Annotated in this window: 19 protein-coding genes; 12 read left to right on the top strand and 7 right to left on the bottom strand. The window is 53.2% G+C overall.

Features of this window, described 5'->3' with window-relative positions; all coding sequences use genetic code 11:
* Window positions 1-31 precede the first annotated feature (31 nt).
* Complete coding sequence (hemE, locus tag J2I48_RS08280; RefSeq protein ID WP_207334949.1) at window positions 32-1,084, bottom strand: uroporphyrinogen decarboxylase; 1,053 nt, start codon at window positions 1,082-1,084, stop codon at window positions 32-34.
* 132 nt (window positions 1,085-1,216) lie between these two features.
* A complete protein-coding gene (locus J2I48_RS08275) occupies window positions 1,217-1,879 on the bottom strand; it encodes an NAD-dependent epimerase/dehydratase family protein (RefSeq protein ID WP_207334948.1) in 663 nt (220 codons plus the stop codon).
* Window positions 1,880-2,008: 129 nt separating this feature from the next.
* Between J2I48_RS08275 and J2I48_RS08270 the strand changes: the two genes are divergently transcribed.
* The 4 genes from J2I48_RS08270 (at window position 2,009) to J2I48_RS08255 (ending at window position 7,310) form a co-directional block, all read left to right on the top strand.
* Window positions 2,009-2,893: a haloalkane dehalogenase gene (locus tag J2I48_RS08270; RefSeq protein WP_207334947.1), complete on the top strand. Its 885-nt coding sequence runs from the start codon at window positions 2,009-2,011 to the stop codon at window positions 2,891-2,893.
* A gap of 169 nt (window positions 2,894-3,062) precedes the next feature.
* Complete coding sequence (gene fabF / locus J2I48_RS08265) at window positions 3,063-4,316, top strand: beta-ketoacyl-ACP synthase II (protein WP_207334946.1); 1,254 nt, start codon at window positions 3,063-3,065, stop codon at window positions 4,314-4,316.
* A 97-nt stretch (window positions 4,317-4,413) separates the two neighbouring features.
* The gene (locus J2I48_RS08260) at window positions 4,414-5,475 is read left to right on the top strand and encodes a glycosyltransferase family 4 protein (protein ID WP_207334945.1); all 1,062 of its coding nucleotides are present in this window, start codon (window positions 4,414-4,416) and stop codon (window positions 5,473-5,475) included.
* Window positions 5,476-5,777: 302 nt separating this feature from the next.
* Entirely contained in the window at window positions 5,778-7,310 is a 1,533-nt protein-coding gene (locus J2I48_RS08255; RefSeq protein WP_207334944.1) for a Do family serine endopeptidase, read from the top strand.
* Window positions 7,311-7,742: 432 nt separating this feature from the next.
* Here the strand turns inward: J2I48_RS08255 and J2I48_RS08250 are convergent, their stop codons facing one another.
* From J2I48_RS08250 to J2I48_RS08240, 3 genes are all read right to left on the bottom strand, one after another.
* Window positions 7,743-8,546 carry a hypothetical protein gene (locus tag J2I48_RS08250; protein ID WP_207334943.1) on the bottom strand — a complete coding sequence of 268 codons (804 nt, stop codon included), beginning with the start codon at window positions 8,544-8,546 and terminating at the stop codon, window positions 7,743-7,745.
* Window positions 8,547-8,752: 206 nt separating this feature from the next.
* Complete coding sequence (gene gmd / locus J2I48_RS08245) at window positions 8,753-9,865, bottom strand: GDP-mannose 4,6-dehydratase (RefSeq protein ID WP_207334942.1); 1,113 nt, start codon at window positions 9,863-9,865, stop codon at window positions 8,753-8,755.
* 80 nt (window positions 9,866-9,945) lie between these two features.
* Window positions 9,946-10,515 (bottom strand): SPOR domain-containing protein, encoded by a 570-nt coding sequence (locus J2I48_RS08240; RefSeq protein ID WP_207334941.1) that lies wholly within the window; start codon window positions 10,513-10,515, stop codon window positions 9,946-9,948.
* An 80-nt stretch (window positions 10,516-10,595) separates the two neighbouring features.
* Between J2I48_RS08240 and murB the strand changes: the two genes are divergently transcribed.
* Window positions 10,596-11,621: a UDP-N-acetylmuramate dehydrogenase gene (gene murB / locus J2I48_RS08235; protein WP_207334940.1), complete on the top strand. Its 1,026-nt coding sequence runs from the start codon at window positions 10,596-10,598 to the stop codon at window positions 11,619-11,621.
* 133 nt (window positions 11,622-11,754) lie between these two features.
* Here murB and J2I48_RS08230 read toward each other — a convergent pair whose 3' ends face one another.
* Window positions 11,755-12,666 (bottom strand): ROK family protein, encoded by a 912-nt coding sequence (locus J2I48_RS08230; protein WP_207334939.1) that lies wholly within the window; start codon window positions 12,664-12,666, stop codon window positions 11,755-11,757.
* Between the two features lie 185 nt (window positions 12,667-12,851).
* Between J2I48_RS08230 and J2I48_RS08225 the strand changes: the two genes are divergently transcribed.
* Entirely contained in the window at window positions 12,852-13,193 is a 342-nt protein-coding gene (locus J2I48_RS08225; RefSeq protein WP_207334938.1) for a PadR family transcriptional regulator, read from the top strand.
* 2 nt (window positions 13,194-13,195) lie between these two features.
* Window positions 13,196-13,882: a hypothetical protein gene (locus tag J2I48_RS08220; protein ID WP_207334937.1), complete on the top strand. Its 687-nt coding sequence runs from the start codon at window positions 13,196-13,198 to the stop codon at window positions 13,880-13,882.
* 88 nt (window positions 13,883-13,970) lie between these two features.
* Here J2I48_RS08220 and J2I48_RS08215 read toward each other — a convergent pair whose 3' ends face one another.
* Window positions 13,971-14,948 (bottom strand): T9SS type A sorting domain-containing protein, encoded by a 978-nt coding sequence (locus J2I48_RS08215; RefSeq protein WP_229375958.1) that lies wholly within the window; start codon window positions 14,946-14,948, stop codon window positions 13,971-13,973.
* A gap of 320 nt (window positions 14,949-15,268) precedes the next feature.
* Between J2I48_RS08215 and J2I48_RS08210 the strand changes: the two genes are divergently transcribed.
* From J2I48_RS08210 to J2I48_RS08190, 5 genes are all read left to right on the top strand, one after another.
* The gene (locus J2I48_RS08210) at window positions 15,269-17,251 is read left to right on the top strand and encodes a sensor histidine kinase (protein ID WP_207334936.1); all 1,983 of its coding nucleotides are present in this window, start codon (window positions 15,269-15,271) and stop codon (window positions 17,249-17,251) included.
* Window positions 17,252-17,256: 5 nt separating this feature from the next.
* Window positions 17,257-17,943, top strand: a complete 687-nt coding sequence (locus J2I48_RS08205; RefSeq protein ID WP_207334935.1) for a response regulator transcription factor — start codon at window positions 17,257-17,259, stop codon at window positions 17,941-17,943.
* Between the two features lie 167 nt (window positions 17,944-18,110).
* Window positions 18,111-19,085, top strand: coding sequence for a porphobilinogen synthase (gene hemB, locus J2I48_RS08200; RefSeq protein WP_207334934.1), 975 nt, complete (start codon window positions 18,111-18,113; stop codon window positions 19,083-19,085).
* Window positions 19,082-20,173 (top strand): AAA family ATPase, encoded by a 1,092-nt coding sequence (locus tag J2I48_RS08195; protein WP_207334933.1) that lies wholly within the window; start codon window positions 19,082-19,084, stop codon window positions 20,171-20,173. The genes hemB and J2I48_RS08195 overlap by 4 nt, the downstream gene beginning before the upstream one ends.
* 2 nt (window positions 20,174-20,175) lie before the next feature.
* The gene (locus J2I48_RS08190) at window positions 20,176-20,787 is read left to right on the top strand and encodes a DUF3226 domain-containing protein (RefSeq protein ID WP_207334932.1); all 612 of its coding nucleotides are present in this window, start codon (window positions 20,176-20,178) and stop codon (window positions 20,785-20,787) included.

Raw genomic sequence — 20,787 nt, 5'->3', positions numbered from 1 at the left:
CCTCTTGTCTCTAAGCTCCGTGCTCCATACCCTACACCCTCTGCCCCACGCCTTCCTTCACGGCGTCGATAAACACGCGAACGTGGTCGGGGTTGGTGTCGGGATACACGCCGTGGCCGAGGTTGGCAATGTGACGCTGTAGGCCAAAGGCGGTGAGCATCTGCTGCACTTCGGTGCGGATCTGAGCGGGTTCGGCATAAAGCACACAGGGGTCGAGGTTGCCCTGCAAGGTCTTGCCCGGAATCAACGCCCGCGATTCGGCCGCATCCATGTTCCAGTCGAGGCCCACCACGTCGCAGTTGAGTTGACCAATGGCCTGGCGGGCAAAGAATGCGCCTTTGGCAAACACCGTAATGGGCGTCTGCCCCACCTCGGCATCAGCTTTGATGGCATCGCAGATTTGACTGATGTAGGGCAGCGAAAATGTGCTGTATTGATCCGGCGAGAGAATGCCCGCCCACGAATCGAAAATCTGCACCAGGTCGGCCCCGGCCCGTATTTGGGCTTTCAGGTAGGCAATGGTGCTGTCGGTGATTTGTTGCAGCAGCGTATGGGCAAAAACGGGGTCGGTGTAGAGCAGCTTTTTGGCCACCGAAAACGTTTTCGATCCTTTGCCCTCTGTCATGTAGCAGAAAATAGTGAACGGTGCCCCGGCAAAACCCAGCAAGGGTACCCGGCCATTCAGCATCTGTTTTGTCAGACGAAGGGCCTCCAGCACATAACCCAGGTCCTGCTCAGCATCGGCAATGTGCAAGGTGTCGAGGTCGGCCAGGGTGCGCACCGTACGGGGGAACACCGGCCCGCGCTGCTCGATCATCTCGTAGGGCAGGCCCATGGCTTCGGGCACCACCAGAATGTCGGAGAAAATAATGGCGGCATCAACGCCCAGTAAATCAACGGGTTGCACGGTCACTTCGGCGGCAAGTTCGGGGGTAGTGGCCAGCTTGATAAAGCTGCCCGCTTTTTCCCGGACGGCCCGGTACTCTGCCAAGATTCGCCCAGCCTGCCGCATCAGCCATACGGGCGTACGTTCTACTGCCTCACCCCGCGCCGCCCGCAGCACTAAATCATTTTGTAATAGCATGGTGCAAAGATCGGAGTGATTTACGATGTACGACTTACGATGTACGATTTATTGCTGACCGGTCCGCCGGTGCGGCCAGAGCAAACCCAGGCGTCAGCAATAAATCGTACATCGTAAGTCGTACATCGTAAATCACTGTTCTGCCAGCGCCAAAATATCCTTCACTTCCAGCACGCGCTTTTGGGTGCCGTTGTCGACGGAGTGGATCATAGACAAGCCCAGTTGTCGGAGGGTGATGACCGAATTAGGAAACAACCGACGAAGCACGGGGTAAAGCCAGCTTAAGTAGCGGTAGTAGCTCTTGGTATTTTTGAGGCCTTCGGTAGGGTGAATGTAGCCCGGACGAAAATTGTAAACCTGCTTAAACGGCAGGGCCATGAGGTCGTTTTCGGTTTTGCCCTTCACCCGCGCCCACATCGAACTGCCCATCTCGGTGCTGTCTGTACCCACGCCCGACACGTAGCAGAACGTCATGCCGCCGTTACGTTGGCTCAGCAGCGTGGCCATGTGCAGCGTAAGGGTGTAGGTAGCCCGGTAATAATCACGCTCATTCATGCCCACCGACGATACGCCCAAACAGAAAAAACAGGCATTATAGCCCGTCAGTTGGCTTGCTACGGCCGAAAGATCATAAAAATCAGGCACCAGTAGTTCGCTTAATTTGGGGTGAACGACACCACATGTCTTCCGGCCAACCACCAAAATATGCTCCACATCCGGATGTTGGAGGCATTCGTGCAAAACACCTTCCCCCACCATGCCTGTGGCACCCGTAATTATTGCTCTAATCATCATAGATTAACGACGCGTGTTAATGAATGGTATTGAAAACAATTTGTTATTGACCAACCACAAAAGTAAGATTAAAAATAGGGTTCACATCAATTTGTAACTTGTGGTATACATAAACACTTATCTTGTAACATGACTATTCTGCACACGCCCCCCGACCGGTTCGCCAATTTGCCCGGCTACCCGTTCACACCTCATTATCTGACCGTGGGAAAAGACCTGCAACTGCACTACCTTGACGAAGGTGACCCCACTGCTGCCCCGGTGCTACTTCTCCACGGCGAACCCACCTGGTCTTATCTCTACCGGAAAATGATTCCGATCCTAGTCGGCGCGGGCCACCGGGTTATTGCCCCTGATCTGATCGGCTTTGGTAAATCAGACAAGATCGTGGAGGCAGAGGCCTATTCGTACCAAAGCCATATAGACTGGCTCACATCGTTTATCCAACAGCTTGATCTACAACACATAACGCTGGTCTGTCAGGACTGGGGCGGGCTACTGGGGCTACGACTGGCCGCCGAAAACGAGTCGCGCTTTGCCCGCATTTGCGCGGCCAACACCGGCCTGCCCACCGGCGATCAGCCCCCGTCGGAGGCGTTTTTGCAGTGGCAAACGTTCTCGCAAACCATTGCTTCCCTGCCCATTGGTCAGCTCATCAGCATGGGCTGCACCACCAAACTACCCGCCGACGTGGTTGCCGCCTACGACGCCCCCTTCCCCGACGAGACCTACAAAACCGCCGCCCGGGTATTCCCGAAGCTAGTGCCCACCCGCCCCGATGACCCCGCCGCCCCCGCCAACCGCGCCGCCTGGCAGGTGCTGATGCAATGGCAAAAACCGCTCCTAACCTGCTTCTCAGACCACGACCCCATCACCGCCGGTGGCGACAAAGTCATGCAGAAGCTCATCCCCGGCGCGGCGGGCCAACCCCACATTACCCTCTCAGGAGGCCACTTTTTGCAGGAAGACGCCGGCGAAGAGTGGGCACGGCGAATTGTGGCGTGGATGGGGTAAAAAAGGAGAAACGGTGGAAGGGAAGAAAGCAGGAAAGGGTTGGCTGACACAACAGGAACTACTGGTGCGTTAGTCCTCCCCTTCCTGCTTTCTTCCCTTCCTCCATTCCTCCTTTTCTCCCTTTCCTCCTTATTTCCCATCTTTGCACCCTATAAAGCATAGCCCACATATGGAGTTAAAACGAGTCGTTGTGACGGGCCTGGGTGCCCTTACGCCCATCGGAAACACGGTTGCTGAGTTCTGGCAGGGCCTGAGCACAGGCAAAAGCGGTGCCGGTCCCATCACCAAATTCGACGCATCCCTGTTCAAAACTCGCTTCGCCTGTGAAGTAAAAGGGTTCGACCCACTCAATTATTTTGACCGGAAAGAAGCCCGAAAAATGGACGGCTACGTGCACTATGCCATTGTCACCGCCGACCAGGCTATTAACGATGCCGGGCTGCTGAGTGAAGGCATCAACAAAGAGCGTGTGGGCGTAATCTGGGCGTCGGGCATTGGTGGGCTGCACAGCTTTCAGGAAGAAGTGCTGGCCTACGGAGCCGGGGGCAAGATTCCACGGTTTAGCCCCTTCTTTATTCCGAAAATGATTGCCGACATGGGCGCTGGCATGATTTCTATCCGTCACGGTTTCATGGGCGTCAACTTCGCGCCGGTATCGGCCTGCGCGTCGAGTACCCACGCCATGATCGACGCCTTCAACTACATCCGGCTGGGCAAAGCCGACGCCATTGTAACGGGCGGCTCGGAATACGTGATCACCGACTCGGCGCTGGGTGGGTTCAGCAATATGAAAGCCCTCTCGGAACGCAACGACGAGCCACAGCGGGCCTCGCGTCCGTTCGACGCTGACCGCGACGGCTTTGTGCTGGGCGAAGGCGGCGGCGGCATCATTCTGGAAGACTATGACCACGCTAAAGCGCGGGGTGCCAAAATCTATTGTGAACTGGTAGGTACCGGTGCCACCGCCGACGCCTACCACATGACCGGCACCCACCCCGAAGGCCTGGGTGCCGCCAACGCCATGCTCGAAGCCCTCCGTGAAGCCGGCTTGCAACCCGATCAGCTTGATTACCTGAACCCACACGCCACCTCAACGCCCATTGGCGATTTGTCGGAAGCCAAAGCCATTGCCAAAGTGTTTGGCGACAACCCGACCAACCTGAGCATCAGTGCCACCAAATCAATGACCGGTCATTTGCTGGGGGCAGCAGGAGCTATTGAAGGCATTGCCAGCATCCTAGCCATGCAGCACGGCGTGATCCCCCCTACGATTAACCTCGAAAACCGCGACGAAAACGTGCCCGCAGGCCTGAATCTAACGCCCAACGTGGCACAGACGAAAACCATTAATACGGTGCTGAGCAACACGTTTGGCTTCGGGGGGCACAATGCCACAGTGCTGTTTAAGCGACTGGAAGAGTAGTCTAAAGTTTTAAGGTTTAACGTCTAAAGTTGGCTGACGCGCATACTCTTGCGTCAGCCAACTTTAGACTTTGAACTTTAGACGTTAAACTTCCTCTATGAAAATCTTCGTCGATACCGAACGCATCCGTGACCTGAATAGCGGGTTGGGACAAACCTGTTTGCGGGTGGGGCAGGAGCTGGTGCGGCAGCAACCCGCCGACGCCAACCTGACGTTTTTAGTGCCGAAGGGGCAGACGGGGGTTTTTGGCGAACCGAGTCCACGGCTGCACTACTTGGAGGCCAGTTGGCTGCGGAAACTCTGGAACCCTGGACAGTACGACGTCTGGCACAACCTACACCAGGACGCTGCCTACTGGCCTTCGCAACGCCCCGGTAAGCTGGTGTTGACTATTAACGACCTGAATTTTCTGGAACGCCCCGATTATTCGGATGCGAAAAAGGCCCGCAAACTCGCCGCCGTACAGCAACGGGCCAACCGCGCCCAAATCATTACTACCCTCTCTGACTACACCGGCTCGGTGGTACGCGAACACCTGACCTTACCTCCCATAACCAAACTCCAAACAGTTTATATCGGCGTCTCGGACCTGCCCACGCCGCCAGCGGAGCCACCGCCAAAAGGCCTGGAAGGACTGAAAAGGCCGTTTTTCCTGTTTTTGGGCGTATTGCACCCCAAGAAAAACGTCCACACGCTGCTGGCCATCGCACAGGCCTTCCCCGACTACGCCCTGGTGCTGGCCGGGCGCAACGACCATCCCTACGCTCAGCACCTCCGCGAACAGGCCGCGCAACTTGGTGCCGATAATGTGCTACAGACCGGGCCCGTTGACGAGATAACCAAGGCCTGGCTCTACGCCAACTGCGAGGCGTTTCTGTTCCCCTCGCTCAGCGAGGGCTTTGGCCTGCCCGTAGTGGAAGCCATGAGCTTCGGCAAGCCCGTGTTCCTCTCGCACCTCACCAGCCTCCCCGAAATCGGGGGCCGCGAAGCTGTCTATTTCGACTCGTTTGAGCCAGAAGCCATCGTGGAAACCCTCCGCGCCGGTATGCGCGATTTCTACGACGACCCCCTCAAACCCGAACGCCTCCGCTGGCAGGCCAACCGCTTCCGCTGGCAAAACACAGGCAAAGCGTATTGGGAGATTTACAGTATGCAGTGAAGGTCAGTATGCAGTATGCAGTGGGCTGACGCGCCAGCAGGCACCCTTCAGAGTGGGGGCGATCCCGCGTCCGGGCTACGCCGACTAACCAATGCATACTGCATACTGTTCTTCACTGCATACTGTACAAAACATCCGTTGTTAAAATGTGTTAAGCGGTGAATAGGGGTCGAATTTTTCGCGCTTCTACTTTCGTTATGTTGTCAGAAGCGACAACGAAAAAGTGGGTTTTCTTCCTAAACTCGCCCTTTTTGTCGCCTGGAACGTCTACACAAACACCGATTTTTTTAGTACCCAATACCATGAAAAGCAACTGGAAAGTTCTAACGCTGATTGCCCTCTTCTCGAGTGCCGTTACGTTGTTCGCTTACAACCTGCTGGGGTTCAATAAGCGGGACGTCGTATTTAGTGAATCGTCGGCCACGCCCATTAGTCGGCTGGCTTCGTTGACGGGCAACGCCCCTTCGGGTGCCCCCGGTGATTTCTCGTATGCCGCCGAAAGCGCCACGCCGATGGTTGTGCACATTCGTACCACCATGACCCGCACCGTGCGGCAGCAACAAATGCCCGATATCTTCCGTGAGTTCTTCGGCGACGAAGGCATGCCCGGCATGGGTCAGGGACAGGGTCGCCCCCGGCGTGAGCAGGGTCAGGCCTCAGGTTCGGGCGTGATTATCTCGAAAGACGGGTATATCGTGACCAACAACCACGTGGTGCAGGACGCCGACGAGGTAGAAGTGATCATGACCGACAAGCGGAGCTTCAAAGCCAAAGTTATTGGCACTGACCCACTTACGGATCTGGCCGTCGTAAAAATTGATGCCAACAACCTGCCCGCCATTACGCTGGGTGACTCAGACAACCTGAAACTGGGCGAATGGGTATTGGCGGTTGGCTACCCCCTCGACCTCGAATCGACTGTTACGGCGGGTATCGTGAGTGCCAAAGGCCGGGGTATCGGTATTCTGAGCCGTAACCAACAGCAGCAGCAACCCGGTGCCAAAGCCGTTGATACGCCCATCGAAGCGTTTATCCAAACCGACGCCGCCATTAACCCCGGCAACTCAGGTGGTGCGCTGGTGAACCTGCGTGGCGAACTGGTGGGTATCAACTCAGCAATTGCCTCTGCTACAGGCTATTACAGCGGCTACGGTTTTGCTGTACCGGTATCACTCGTGAAGAAAGTAACCGCCGACCTGCTGAAATTCGGTAACGTGCAGCGCGGTTATATCGGTATCCTGCCTCGCGAACTAGACAGCAAATTGGCTACCGAGGTAGGTTCTAAAGTGGGCCGTGGTATCTACGTAGAAAGCGTAACCGACAACGGTGCCGCCAAAGCCGCCGGTATTCAGAAAGGCGACGTGATTGTGAAGATGGAAGGCGCTCCGCTTGATTCGGATGCCCAAATGCGCGAGATCATCGGTCGTCGTCGTCCGGGCGACGTGGTTACCGTGACCGTGAACCGGGGTGGTACCGAGCGTGATTTCAAAGTCGAACTCCGCAACCGCAACGGTGGCCGCGACGTGATCAAGAAGGAAGAAATGGCCACCTCAAGCATGAAATCGCTGGGTGCCGAGTTCAACAACCTGACCGACAAAGAGCGTCAGCAGATGGGTGTTAGCGGCGGGGTCCGCGTCAGCAAAATTGTTGACGGTAAACTGGCCGAAACCGAAATCGAAGAGGGCTTTGTGATCCTGAAAGCCAATGGTAAAAACGTAAAGACCGTTAAAGACCTAGAAACCATCGTAGGCAGCGTGAAAGAAGGCGAAGGCTTGCTCCTGATCGGGATGTACCCCAACAGCAGCCGCACCCTTTACTACGCCGTACCGATGTAAGGTAGGGGCGAGGCCACGTGCCCGCCCGAATTTCCCTAAAAAGGGGGTTGCTGGACCATGTTTGTGGTTCAGAAACCCCCTTTTATTTGTTCTTGACGCAGACTACAAAATTGCAAATCCAGATAAATAATTGATTATCAATCCATTAAATAATAGGCATATTCATAGCCTTGGGTAGCTTAGGCCCAGCGGGCCGTAACGTCGGTAGAATAGGTTGATGCTCCTCATCCAATCAAGCCCCAGCGGGGCGTAACGTGCGGATATGGTAGCAAACATCTAAGCTAGGCATCACCGCTTGGGCGTATCCGCACGTTACGCCCCGCTGGGGCTTGATTGGATGAGGAGCATCAACCTATTCTACCGACGTTACGGCCCGCTGGGCCTAAGCTACCCAAGGCTCAATAGGGCTACAATCCCACGGTTCGCTTCATATCAACATCCAACGCTTATATGCTTCCCCACCAACTTTACTAGGTTATTCTTTAGAGCTGGTTTCGACAAAAACAGCGTCGGTACAAAGGCATTGTAGTGAGCAGTTGTGTTAATTAGGAAATCGAGCTTGTCGTCGCCGTCGATATCGCCCACAAAAAGAATTGTTGTCTGAGTATCACCATCGCTTTGCTGTTTTTGCTCTAATAGCTGAGTTACGTGATGCCCGTTGTTGGCAGCTGATAGGTACAACCTATAGTCTTGTTCATATTTGTCATCCCCCTCACCAACCAATGTACCTGTGGCAAAGAGCGTGTAATCTGTACTACCAAATACAAACCGTAAGCTGTCGCCAGGTGCTAAATGGCGCTTTGACAGTTCAATATGAGGTACAGCATTAGGTTTAAGAAAAGTAGGGGGATTAATCAGCAGTACTGAACTGTCCTTGTTTGAAACTGAGATATCCCAGGCCAATCCATCAGCTCCTACTGGATCGTCGACTCGCTTTACTCTCAAAGCACAATGATCCAAATAATAGCTTTCCCCGCGTTTGAAGAGTCCGAACCAATCCCGCTGGATGGCGGTCTGATCCACTTCATTGCTGTGATAGATACCCACGTTAAGGATGTATGTTGAGTCAGTTAGCGTTGATGCCACCTCGACCGTATCATTTTTAGCTGTAGGGTCCGACATAGTTACTATTATCGGGAGCTGAACAGGGAGTTGTGCTTCTAAGGCTTGTTGCTTTCCGCCTGATTTACAAGCCCATAGTAAGCAAAAGACCGAAAGTAAGGCAAGCTGATTCATGAAGCGAACGGGTTTACGTTTAAACGAGCATTGTCTCAGACTCTATATATCCTTTACTCAACGAATCAAGTGCGTCAGCTTCCGCAGCCAGAAGAACAAAGGTTACCGCATATAAAAAAAGCTCCGCTAGAATATCTAACTGAGCTTTTTTTATATGCGGCAGCACTTCCCCTTCGGGGCGGTCCTGCGTCCGGGATAGGGGGCCGTTATTCGTAATAATTCAGCACCTGGTGGCCGCTCTTGGCCAGGAGTTGGTCGCGCTGGAAGAGGGCAATGTCGGCCTGCATCATGTCTTTCACAAGAGCAGCCAGGTCATATTTGGGTTTCCAGTTCAGCTTGGTCATGGCCTTGGTAGGGTCGCCCAGCAGCAGGTCTACCTCGGTGGGGCGGAAATAGCGGGGGTCAATGGCCACCACTTCTTTGCCCACTTCAACGGTAAATTCGGGGTTGGTTGACGACACCACGTAGCCTTTTTCTTCCACGCCTTCACCTTTGAACTCCAGCGTCACGCCGATTTCGGCAAACGACATTTTCACGAAGTCACGCACCGTGGTTGTCACGCCGGTAGCAATCACGTAGTCTTCGGGGGTATCCTGTTGCAGAATCAGGTACATCGCCTCGACGTAGTCTTTGGCGTGGCCCCAGTCGCGGAGGGAGTCCATATTGCCCAAATACACCTTGTCTTGCAGGCCCAGGCCAATGCGCGACACGGCGCGGGTGATCTTGCGCGTTACAAACGTTTCGCCGCGCAGGGGCGACTCGTGGTTGAACAAAATACCGTTGCAGGCAAACATGTTGTAGGCCTCGCGGTAGTTGACCGTGATCCAGTAACCATATAGTTTAGCCACCGCGTAGGGCGAACGGGGGTAAAACGGCGTAGTCTCCGACTGCGCGTGGCCCTGCACACCGCCATATAGCTCGGATGTAGAAGCCTGATAGACGCGGGTTTTCTCGGTCAGGCCCAGCAGCCGGACGGCTTCCAGAATCCGCAACGTTCCGATCCCGTCGACCATGGCGGTGTATTCGGGTTCGTCGAAGCTCACGCGTACGTGCGACATAGCGCCGAGGTTATAAATCTCGTCGGGTTGCACCTCCTGAATCAATCGGATAATGTTCGTTGAGTCCGACAAATCGCCGTAGTGGAGTTTGAAGCGAACGTGTTTTTCGTGGGGATCTTCGTACAAATGATCAACACGCTGCGTGTTAAAGAGGGAGCTACGACGTTTCACGCCGTGTACTTCATACCCCTTTTCGAGCAGTAATTCGGCCAGATAAGCCCCGTCCTGCCCGGTGATGCCGGTTACCAACGCCTTTTTCATAAACTTTGAAGCGACTACTAATTTGTAAAATTTCGTGTTTCAGAGAGCAAATCTACGGTACAACAGGCATTTCGTTGTACTTATCTTATCAAGAGGCCCCGCCGGAGGTCTACCTTGTCGGGCTGCGACTGGGCAGAGGGGAACACAGCCTTCAGTTTCGGCATATACCGGTCAATGTCCATCCGCCGCATAAAATCGCCCACCTTGAGGCGGTAGGTGGGTTGCTGGTAGGTCATGTAGGCGCTTAGTTCGGGAAACTGCTGATAGAGTTGCAGTTTGGCGGCATCGGCGGCGGCGCGTTCATTGCCCACATACACTTGCACCCGGTAGCCGGGGGCGTAGCGAACACGGCGACTTTGCACAGCCATAGTATCCAGGATGGCATCTACGCGCTTGTTTACATGCAACAGCTCTGGAACGGCAGTAGTTTTGCGCGGCTGTTCGATCGGGCGAGTGGTGGGTGGGGCGGGCGTAGTCGGCGTATTTGCGATAACGTCATTGTATATAGGCCGCACCGCCGCGAGGTCTTCCGAATAGTCGTTATAGCTGCCTGCGTTGCTTCGGCTGACGGTGGTCACCTTAGGCGCGCAGGCCCCGGCCACTACAAAAAGCCCCCCTATGCAACAAAAAAGGCGAAAACCGTATATCATCTGATAAAGCGAAAAGCCCGTAGTTACGGGGGTGAACTGCTTGCAAACTTAGTAATTTTGACCCGATCATTCGTGAACCTATGCTCACCGTTCAACGTGCCGTGTCGCTGCGGCCATATACTACGTTCGGCATTGCGGCCAACGCCGATTATTTCGCCGAAGTAACGTCCGAAACCGACCTGCAAACCCTACTGCAACTGCCCGATTTAGCCACAATGCCTAAACTGATGCTAGGTGGCGGCAGTAACATACTTCTCACCCGCGACGTGCCGGGCCTAGTGGTGAAGCTAAGCATAGGCGGCATTGAAGTGGTGCGCGAAGACGACCTGCATATATACGTACGGGCGGGCGCGGGCGTGGTCTGGCACGAACTGGTACTCTATTGCGTGGAAAATAACTACGCCGGCATGGAAAATCTGTCCCTGATTCCGGGCACGGTGGGTGCAGCGCCCATGCAGAACATTGGTGCCTATGGCGTTGAAATTGAGCAACTGGTAGATCACCTCGACGCCATCGACAGCGTTACGGGCGCAACACGCCGCTTTGACCACGCCGACTGCCAGTTTGGCTACCGCGAAAGTGTGTTCAAACACGCGCTGAAAGGCAGGTACATCATTACGTCGGTTACGTTCCGCCTAGATAAAACGCCCACGTTCCACACCCGCTATGGAGCCATTCAGGAAACCCTGACCGAAATGGGCATCACCGATGATAAGCTGAGCATCCGGGCCATCAGCAATGCCGTCATCAAAATTCGCCGCAGCAAACTCCCCGACCCTGCCGAGATTGGCAATGCGGGCAGTTTTTTCAAAAACCCGGAGATCCCAACGGCCCAGTTCGACGCGCTGAAGGCCACTTACCCCACCCTACCTGGCTACCCCACCACCGAGGGGCAAGTGAAGGTGCCCGCCGGTTGGCTTATCGAGCAGGCCGGCTGGAAAGGTTACCGCCACGGCGACGCGGGTGTTCATGCCAAGCAGGCCCTGGTACTGGTCAATTACGGCCGCGCCACAGGCAACGAGATTCTGGCACTGGCGCAGCAGGTGCAAGCGTCCGTCCAGGAAAAATTCGGCATCGAAATCAGGCCGGAGGTGAATGTGATATGAAACGAGTTCAACGTGTAATGTCCAATGTCTAAACGGTCCGCCGTCGCGGTTGCTTCGCGCTCTGATCTAGTAGAGCGCGAAGCAACCGCGACGGCGGACCGTTTAGACATTGGACATTAAACATTGAACCCGTTCAGAAGCACAACGACGCAGCCCCCAGCAGGCCGGCATCGTTACCCAGGGTGGCTTTGGTTACTTTCAGGCCGTCTTTGTAGTAGGGTGTAAGCCAGTAGTCGAGTTGCTTGGTCACGGCGGGCATGATATACTCAAACGAGGCTGAGAGACCACCGCCAATGAGGATCTGCTTAATGTCGAGAATACGGACCAACGATACCAGGCCCTCACCCAGCATCTCGCCTACTTCGCCCCAAATGGCCAGGGCCAGCGCATCACCTTCGGCGGCGGCAGCTACCAGGCCGGTGGTTGAAATGCTGCCATCGGCGGGTAGGGTGGTTTGGCCTTTGAAGGTAGCGCGGCGGGCTGTGGCTAATTCGAGCAGTTCTTTTTTGCCAATGTTGCGCTCCAGCACCTTACCATTTCGCGACGGAATATGGCCCGGCTCCATGGCGTTGCCGTCGCCACCCACAAACACCTTTTTGCTGATGATGGCCGCCCCGCCCACGCCCGTACCGAGGGTGATGAATATGTAGTTTTCATCATTCATGTCGTCCACAAAATAGAATTCGCCCAGGGCAGCCGCGTTAGCGTCATTTTCCAGGAAAAATTCAACGTCGGGGAAACGTTTGACCAGGATATCGACCATGGGCACGCCGTTCAGTTCGGGGATGGCCGTGATCTCCAGGGGAGTGGTGCGTTCGCGGTTGATCATGCCGGGCAGGCCGATACCCACTTTTTTCAACTCCTTGTTGGCGTAGAGCATCACGGCAATGGCATCGGCAAACTGGTCCATGAAGTGCCCCGATTCGCGCCAGCTACCGGTGTCGTGGCTGTAGAAATTGGTGATTTTACCTGATTTAGCGTCGATAACGCCCATTTTGACGTTTGTGCCGCCAACGTCGATACCCAGATACTGAACTGAAGCCATGTATAGATTTACGATTTACGAGGTACGATTTACGATTTGTTCCGGCTGTGCAACACCATCCGTTGACCAATAACAACGTGCTGCGCCGACAATTGACCGTAGATGAATATGCTAAAGTACGGAAGGGTAAAAAAAATATATGCCTAAGATATTGAGGTATATAATTTTCCTATATACTTGCATTCATGAACAGCACCACTCAACACATACTGAAAGGCAGCCTGTCGGTGATTATCCTGAAATTGCTGGAAGACCGCGAACGGATGTATGGCTATGAGATCACGCAGCAGGTGAAGGCCCTTACGGCGGGCGAGATGGCCATTACGGAAGGAGCACTCTACCCTGCCCTGCATAAGCTGGAAGCCGAGGGCCTGCTCACCACCGAAACTGAAGTAGTAGACGGCCGGGCACGGAAATATTATTCGCTCACCAAAGACGGTCAGCAACAATCCGTCAGCCGCACCTCCGAACTGCGGGCCTTCATGCAAAACCTGAACCTAATTCTAAACCTGAAACCTGCTGTTTAGCCATGCCACTTACCTCTGCACAAACCGCACTGATTGACAAACATTTACGTAGCGATAACTGGCTGCAGGATAAGGCGCTGATTGCCGAATTGACGGACCATTATCAAGAGGCAATAAGCTCGTACATGGCACAAGGCAAACCCTTCGACGAAGCACTGCGGCTGGTTCACACTGATTTTGGGGGCAGGAAAGGGTTGCTGGTGATGGAAGAGAATTTTGTCAGGAACCAGCAGAAAGATACCGTCCGGTTGCTCAAAGAAGGGCTGCTTAATTACTTTCGGTGGCCGCGTATGGCCTTTACACTAGCCGTTGTGGCTTTGGTCGTTTACCTGTCTGTGAGTGATGTCGCCCCGCTGTTTGTCGAATATGCGCCTCATTTCTTTGCGGTTGCAGCCACAGGTCATTTTCTGGCCATTCTGCTGGAACAGGGATACCGGTATTGGAAAAAGCAGCCCACGTTTCTTACTACTTATAACTACGGCCCCCTACAGTTTGGCTATGGCCTCATTATCTGGCTGGTTATATGGCCCCATTTTTTCATCAATAAGACTAGCGCACCTGTTATCCACGTTGCGTTGGCCGTGCTGATTGTGCTAGTGGTTATTTTCCACGAAGCCAGCGTCATCTTCTACCTAAAAATTGCCAAACAACGCGCTGCCCGGCTGCGAACCAGACAAAGCAAAGCGTAGACAGCCATAGAAGCAAAAATGCCCTGCCAGTGCTGGCAGGGCATTTTTATAACCAAACCTATAAGGTCTTCGAGACCTTATAGGTTTATTACTCCTTCCGGATCACCACCCGGCGCACGGCACCGTCGTCGTTTTGGGTGACGGTGACGAAGTAGACGCCCTCGGCTTTTCTGCCCAGGTCAACCTGCCCAACAAATTCGCCGAAGAAGTCTTTCAGATCGCGGTGGGCTACTTCTTTGCCTTTGGGGTTAGTCACCACAATGCTCACATCGCCTTTGGCGGGGGCGTTGAAGCGCACGTTCAGCATGTTGCGGTCGGGGTTGCTGGGGTAAGCGTCCAGGCCGCGCACGGTAGATGGTTGGCTGTTTGCGTTGCGGCTCCAGGAGTCGAACGGGCGGGCTAATTGGCTTTCCAGATCACGCGCCCAGTCGCCTCGGTTCAGTTGATCGACCATGGGCTGGAAATCGTGGCGGAAATTGTACTGAAACCGACGCATGTTGCTGGCCAGCGAATCCATCTTCCGACGGTCTAACCGGAACCGCCGCATCTGCCGTCCCAGCGTGTCGAACTGACTCATGAACGAGTCATCGATGTGGACCGAATCGCCGCTGATCCAGACGTTGCCACGCGGGGCACGGGGCGCACGTGGGGGGCGGGGTGACCGGGGGGTGCTGTACGAATAGCCTTCTATACGGCGGTCATCATTGTTACCATTAGAATTCCGCTCAATAACGCGCTCATCCTGTACACCAACCCGGCCCGATGGTCCTCCTTTGCCTTCCTGGGCATATTTGCCTTCCATCGTGACCGAAATCTGACTGTCTTTGCCCTTACGCGTGGCCCGGAGCGAGTCGATGAGTTTGTTCACAATAGCATCGCGGCGGGCATCGGTCATGCCGTCGGCGCGGTAGGTACGTTCAATTTCGCGCACGTCGTTGCCGCTGCGTTCTACCACCTTCAGCCGGAGTTCGCCCGACTTATCATTACCCGTTTGCGCCTGAGCGGCGGTGGCTAGCAGGGCCAGCCCCAGAGCGAACCGCAGGCCTGATTTCACTGTTTTTTTCATAGTAGTCAGCGACTTAAAAAGGAGTTGTTTGCTAACGAGTTAGTAGCGGTTTGCTGCTGTTAAAAGTTGTTAAGCCCATACCCGTGGCGGTGAGGCTGGCGTACTTTTAATAGTTGTTGTTTAAGATACGAGAAGCAAGATGTGAGCGATGAGAAGCAAGATGTAAGAAGCAAGAGACAAGACTGTCTTCAGCCGGTAAAGTGATCTTGTCTCTTATTTCTCACATCTTGCTTCTCATCGCTCACATCTTGCTTCTCGTATCTTCTTTTTAAAAGAGGTGAGTCAAGCCCGGCACGTTGCACGGATTTGCCAAAAATAATATGTCGACCAATCGGATTCGTTGGATTGTCTGTTTGATGGCCGTGGGGCTACTTGGTTTAGTGGGTTTTCAACTCTACTGGATCAGCAATGCCCTGCATTTACAGAAAGAGCAGTTCGACTATAAAGTGACCGATGCCCTCCAGGAAGTGGTGCGTACGTTGGAACGGCAGGAAATTCAGTACCAGGCCAAACAGCGGCTGAATGCCCAGGAACAACACCAGCAGTTGATGGCCATTGGCAAGGATACGCCCAAACCTGCGCCATCGGCGGGGGTGGCCCGCAACCCGGTAACGGTCCGCAAACCCGAACGCCAAACGGCTTCGGCGACACCACGACGGCAGAAACAACACGCCTCGTCGCCTTACCTGGCCAACGAGGGCGTTCCGGGCACGGTAACGATTCAGATGGACGCGCTTCAGCCCATTCAACGGCAACTGACGCCCGAACAGCTGCGCACCGTGGAAGCCTTCTACCGGCAGCAGGACGAGTTGGTGGCGGCGGGCGATATTGAAGCGCAACTTATTCAGCAAGAGCGATTTAGCCGCTGGATCGACCAGGTATTGCAAAGCCACGTCAACGACTATCTACGGTCGTCGTCGGGCCTGGTCGTGCCCGATTCGGTAGCCCGGCTAGTAACGCCCGGTGCCGTAAAAGCTGAGAATGACCGGTTATTGGCACGGGTGAAACGAAACCGCAAAGCAACGGGAAAACCCATCCTAACGTCGTCAGTAACGATGCCCGCCCCGCCCAACGATGCCACCAACAAACCAGCCAATGGCACGTCGGTGGCCGATCAGTCGGAGGCGATCAAGGCTATTTTCAGGGGCATGATGTTTTCTGACCGCCCGCTGGAAGAACGCGTCGACCGGTTTACGCTCGACACCCTGCTGCGGCAGGCATTGCAGGAGCGCGGCATTGCCATTCCGTTCGATTACGCCGTGCGGAGCAAAGACCGCCCGCAACTTCTGTTTGCGTCGAACGGGTCTACGGGCGGGTTGGGAAGTGCCAGCGAAGCTGACAAACGCTTTCAGACGGCGGGTTATAAGGCGGCGCTCTTTCCAAACAACCTGCTCGAAACCAACAACTACGTCTACCTCTTTTTCCCCAATCAACAGGCTTTCATTCTGGAGCGACTCACGGCCACGCTGGCCGGGTCGGCGGTGTTGATTTTGGTGATTATGGCCTGTTTTTACATTGCCATTAGCACCATTCTGCGGCAGAAAAAAATGGCCGACATCAAGAATGATTTCATCAATAACATGACCCACGAGTTCAAAACACCCATTTCGACCATTTCGCTGGCCGTAGACATGGCGCGGGAACAACTGGCTCAGCCTGCCTCGCTGGCGCTGGCGGGCGGCGGGTCTGTGAGCGAAAATCCGCCCATTACTGACCGACTGAACCGCTACATCGGCATCATCCGCGACGAAAACGGGCGGCTGGGTTCGCATGTGGAAAAGGTACTGCAAATGGCCATGCTCGACCGGGGGGCCATCCAGCTTAGCCTGTCGTCGGTGAATGTGCATGATGTGATCGAAAAAGTGATCAACTCGGTGGGCCTGCAAATAGAGCAACGGCAGGGCGAGCTGGACCTGGAATTCGACGCCACCAACGAATGCGTAGAAGCCGACGAAGTGCACCTGACCAACATGCTCTACAACCTGGTCGACAACGCCATCAAATACTCACCCGATCACCTGGCTCTGCGCATTCGTACGCGCAACACCACCTTGCCATCAGGACAGGCGGCCGTGGGTATCGCCGTGGCCGACAGGGGATTAGGCCTGACAAAAGAACAGCAGAGCCGCATTTTCGAGACGTTTTACCGCGTACCCACCGGCAACCGCCACGACGTGAAAGGCTTTGGCCTGGGCCTGAGCTACGTAAAAAAAATGGCCGAAGAACACCACGGCCAAATCACCGTAACAAGCACCCCCGGTGAAGGCAGTGAATTTGAAATTGTTATACCGACCGCCCCCTGACCCTTATGCCCTCGATCCTACTTGTTGAAGACGACCCGAATCTGGGCCAGCTCACGCAGGAATACCTGACGATGAAAGGCTACCCCACCGACCGCGCCACCGACGGCAATGCGGGCCTGCAACAGTTTATGGCGGGGCAGTATGACCTCTGTATTCTGGACGTGATGATGCCCAAAAAGGACGGCTTCACCCTCGCCAAAGAACTCCGCATGGCCGGGCGCGACGTGCCGATTATTTTTCTCACGGCCAAGTCCATGCAGGAAGATACCATTCAGGGCCTCCGCGCCGGAGCCGATGATTACATGACCAAGCCGTTTAGCATGGAAGAGCTTTTGCTGCGTATCCAGGCCATTTTGCGGCGATACCAGCGCACCGGCTCCGTGCCTGACATGAACGTCTACGAGTTCGGCGCTTTCCGGTTCGACTACCCCCATCAGATGCTGTTTCGGGAGGGTGAACCCGCCGGGCAACGCCTCACCAGCAAAGAATCGGAGTTGCTGAAGCTGCTGGCACAGAACCTCAACCAGCCCCTGAGCCGCAGTTTTGCTTTAAAAATGGTCTGGGGCGATGACTCCTATTTCAATGCCCGCAGCATGGACGTTTACATTACCAAACTGCGCAAATACCTCAAAGAAGACGAACGTGTACAACTCGTAAACGTCCACGGCGAGGGATTTAAATTGGTGGTGTGATGGTTAACTGGTCATTCGCTTCGCTGTCATTGATCATTAGGCTTCGCCGTCATTTGTAACCGCTACCCTGGCCTGTGTCCCCACAGGCCGGGGTAGCGGGGCCAATGACGCCAAAGGCTAGTGACAGCGAAGCGAATGACTAATGACGCCCGCAGGGCTAATGACCAATGATTAATCTCCGTCGTCCCCGCCGCAACCGCCAGTCGGGTGTGTTGCGTGACATGGTGCAGGAAACGCGCCTGCACGTCTCTGATTTTATTCTACCCCTTTTTGTGCTGGAGGGGCGCAACGTTCGTACCGAAGTGGCCTCTATGCCAGGCATCTTCCGGCACTCGCCCGATCTGCTACTGGACGAAATTGGTCGGTGTATGGAACTGGGTATCAAGGCGTTTGATTTGTTTCCGAACCTGCCCGACGATAAGAAAGACTGCACCGCCAGCGAAAGCCACAACCCCGACGGGCTATACCTGCAAACGATCCAGCAGATCAAAGCCAAATACCCTGACGTGCTGCTCATGACCGACGTGGCCATGGACCCGTATAGCTCAGACGGACACGACGGGCTGGTGGAAAATGGGGTGATCCTCAACGACGAAACACTGGAGATTCTGGCCAAGATGGCCGTTGCCCAGGCACAAGCCGGTGCCGATCTGATTGGTCCTTCCGACATGATGGACGGGCGCGTGGGTTACCTGCGGCAGGCGCTGGATGGAGCGGGTTTTAAGCACATCGGCATCATCTCTTATTCGGCCAAATATGCCAGCGCGTTCTACGGCCCCTTCCGCGATGCGCTGGCCTCGGCACCCAAATTTGGCGACAAGAAAACGTACCAGATGAACCCCGCCAATAGCCGCGAAGCCCTCATCGAAGCCGAACTTGACACGCAGGAAGGCGCTGATATACTGATGGTTAAGCCCGCGCTGGCCTATCTGGACATCATCAGCCTGTTGCGCCAAAACAGCCAACTACCTATCGCCGCCTACAACGTTAGCGGAGAATATGCCATGATTAAAGCCGCCGCCCAAAACGGCTGGCTCGACGGCGAACGCGCCATGATGGAATCATTAATGGCCATCAAACGCGCCGGTGCCGACGTAATTTTGACTTACTTTGCCAAAGAAGCCGCGCAACTGCTCCGATGAATACGGATAAGCACATAAAAAGTATTGACATCGAAAACTTTCGAAGTTTCGACAAACTAACTGTTGAAGACTTTAGTCAGGTCAATGTTATTATTGGCCGTAACAATAGTGGTAAGACGGCACTCATGGAGGCTATTATTTTGGCTTTCATGAGTGCCGCTAATGAAGATATTTTATTTGCTTTGAATCAAATAAGAGGTATTACAAACAGAGACATCGAGAAAATACGGTTATTTTTTTTCAATCTTAATTTTTTAAATACTATTAAATTCAAAATAAATTTCAATAAAGAAGAAGAAAGACTAATAAGCATAAGAGCATTAGTCAGCAATCTGTATCCTTCGGAAAAGACTACTACGCAACATTTTGAAAAAAACAGTACAACGCTATTTTCAACACCTTCGTCATTTAATCAGATTATTATTTCAACAGAAATTGACTCATCCGGCAGATCGATTGATTTTTCATTTCTGTTCAACAAATCATCAAATACTTATTTAATCGATAAATCAAATGAAATTGATACGCTCAGATTTATTATTTACATTCCACCAACAAATACTGGATCTGCTGTACTCAATTTTGTCAAAGGATTAGTAAAGAGTAAACAGACTACTATGTTGCTATCTGCTTTACAATCAATTGACAAGCGAATACGGAATATAAGTGTGATTGGGGAAGAAATATTCTTTGATGTAGATGGTATAAGTGAGCTAATGCCCATGAGCCTAATGGGTGACGGCACAGAAAAAATTATATCCTGTCTTACTCCTGTAGTCGTTTCAAATACGTCAACCGCCGTTTTTATTGACGAAATAGAGAACGGTCTACATTATTCTGCCCATAAAACGCTTTGGAATGGGCTACTTGACCAGTCAAAAGAATCTGGTTGTCAGTTATTTGTAACGACACACAACATCGAAACGCTTCGTTATTTGGATGAAGCCTTATCTAACCGGCCTGATATGCAATCGAAGCTTCGTGTATTTGATCTTGTAAAAACTAAGAACGCTGGTTTTCAAGCATATAAGTACACCTATGAAGGTTTGAGTAATGCAATTGAGTTGGGAAACGAAATTCGATTATAAATATGGTTCGGCTATTTGTGGAAGGAGTAACAGACGTAAAGTTTCTGGAGGATTATATTTATTATAAATTTAACAGACGTATTATACAAGAGAATGACATCATAAAAACTGGAGGATATGGATCTTTATATTCAGAATCAAGTATTAATCAACTTCGTTACACACAAAATCAAGGTGGTATAAATTTGGTTATTTTCGATGCAGACTTAGATTTCGTTAATAGAAAAAATGAGTTAACAAAAAAATCAATTGACTATCAGATTGATTTAGAGTTGTTCCTATATCCTAATAACCAGGAGTCAGGTGACAGAGAAAGCCTGTTACAGAGCATAGCTAACCCAGAAAAATATGGCTCTTTTGCTACTTGTTTCGATCCATATGCTACTTGCATTGAAGCTTATAAAGCAGAATATGATTTACTGAATGCTCCTAAATTAACGCCGTTTCAGCAGAATAGTCGCAAAACAGCTATTCACAACTACCTAATTATGCACGGTCAGGAAGCGAGAGAAAAAAGCAGAAACTATGCAGATACAGCCTACTGGAACCTTGATAGTGACGCGCTGAATCCACTATACAGCTTTCTCGCTCCCCATTTTTCAAAGCCTATCTAA

Origin of the sequence: Fibrella aquatilis (assembly GCF_017353255.1) — a bacterium.
In the GTDB taxonomy this organism is placed as follows: domain Bacteria; phylum Bacteroidota; class Bacteroidia; order Cytophagales; family Spirosomataceae; genus Fibrella; species Fibrella aquatilis.
Note: the sequence above shows the minus strand (reverse complement) of the source record. Positions and strands in the feature narration are given on the sequence as shown.

Coding starts and splice junctions, on each gene's coding strand:
- hemE (WP_207334949.1), bottom strand. CDS start 1,084: ATGCTATTACAAAATGATTTAGTGCTGCGGGCGGCGCGGGGTGAGGCA.
- J2I48_RS08275 (WP_207334948.1), bottom strand. CDS start 1,879: ATGATGATTAGAGCAATAATTACGGGTGCCACAGGCATGGTGGGGGAA.
- J2I48_RS08270 (WP_207334947.1), top strand. CDS start 2,009: ATGACTATTCTGCACACGCCCCCCGACCGGTTCGCCAATTTGCCCGGC.
- fabF (WP_207334946.1), top strand. CDS start 3,063: ATGGAGTTAAAACGAGTCGTTGTGACGGGCCTGGGTGCCCTTACGCCC.
- J2I48_RS08260 (WP_207334945.1), top strand. CDS start 4,414: ATGAAAATCTTCGTCGATACCGAACGCATCCGTGACCTGAATAGCGGG.
- J2I48_RS08255 (WP_207334944.1), top strand. CDS start 5,778: ATGAAAAGCAACTGGAAAGTTCTAACGCTGATTGCCCTCTTCTCGAGT.
- J2I48_RS08250 (WP_207334943.1), bottom strand. CDS start 8,546: ATGAATCAGCTTGCCTTACTTTCGGTCTTTTGCTTACTATGGGCTTGT.
- gmd (WP_207334942.1), bottom strand. CDS start 9,865: ATGAAAAAGGCGTTGGTAACCGGCATCACCGGGCAGGACGGGGCTTAT.
- J2I48_RS08240 (WP_207334941.1), bottom strand. CDS start 10,515: ATGATATACGGTTTTCGCCTTTTTTGTTGCATAGGGGGGCTTTTTGTA.
- murB (WP_207334940.1), top strand. CDS start 10,596: ATGCTCACCGTTCAACGTGCCGTGTCGCTGCGGCCATATACTACGTTC.
- J2I48_RS08230 (WP_207334939.1), bottom strand. CDS start 12,666: ATGGCTTCAGTTCAGTATCTGGGTATCGACGTTGGCGGCACAAACGTC.
- J2I48_RS08225 (WP_207334938.1), top strand. CDS start 12,852: ATGAACAGCACCACTCAACACATACTGAAAGGCAGCCTGTCGGTGATT.
- J2I48_RS08220 (WP_207334937.1), top strand. CDS start 13,196: ATGCCACTTACCTCTGCACAAACCGCACTGATTGACAAACATTTACGT.
- J2I48_RS08215 (WP_229375958.1), bottom strand. CDS start 14,948: ATGAAAAAAACAGTGAAATCAGGCCTGCGGTTCGCTCTGGGGCTGGCC.
- J2I48_RS08210 (WP_207334936.1), top strand. CDS start 15,269: ATGTCGACCAATCGGATTCGTTGGATTGTCTGTTTGATGGCCGTGGGG.
- J2I48_RS08205 (WP_207334935.1), top strand. CDS start 17,257: ATGCCCTCGATCCTACTTGTTGAAGACGACCCGAATCTGGGCCAGCTC.
- hemB (WP_207334934.1), top strand. CDS start 18,111: ATGATTAATCTCCGTCGTCCCCGCCGCAACCGCCAGTCGGGTGTGTTG.
- J2I48_RS08195 (WP_207334933.1), top strand. CDS start 19,082: ATGAATACGGATAAGCACATAAAAAGTATTGACATCGAAAACTTTCGA.
- J2I48_RS08190 (WP_207334932.1), top strand. CDS start 20,176: ATGGTTCGGCTATTTGTGGAAGGAGTAACAGACGTAAAGTTTCTGGAG.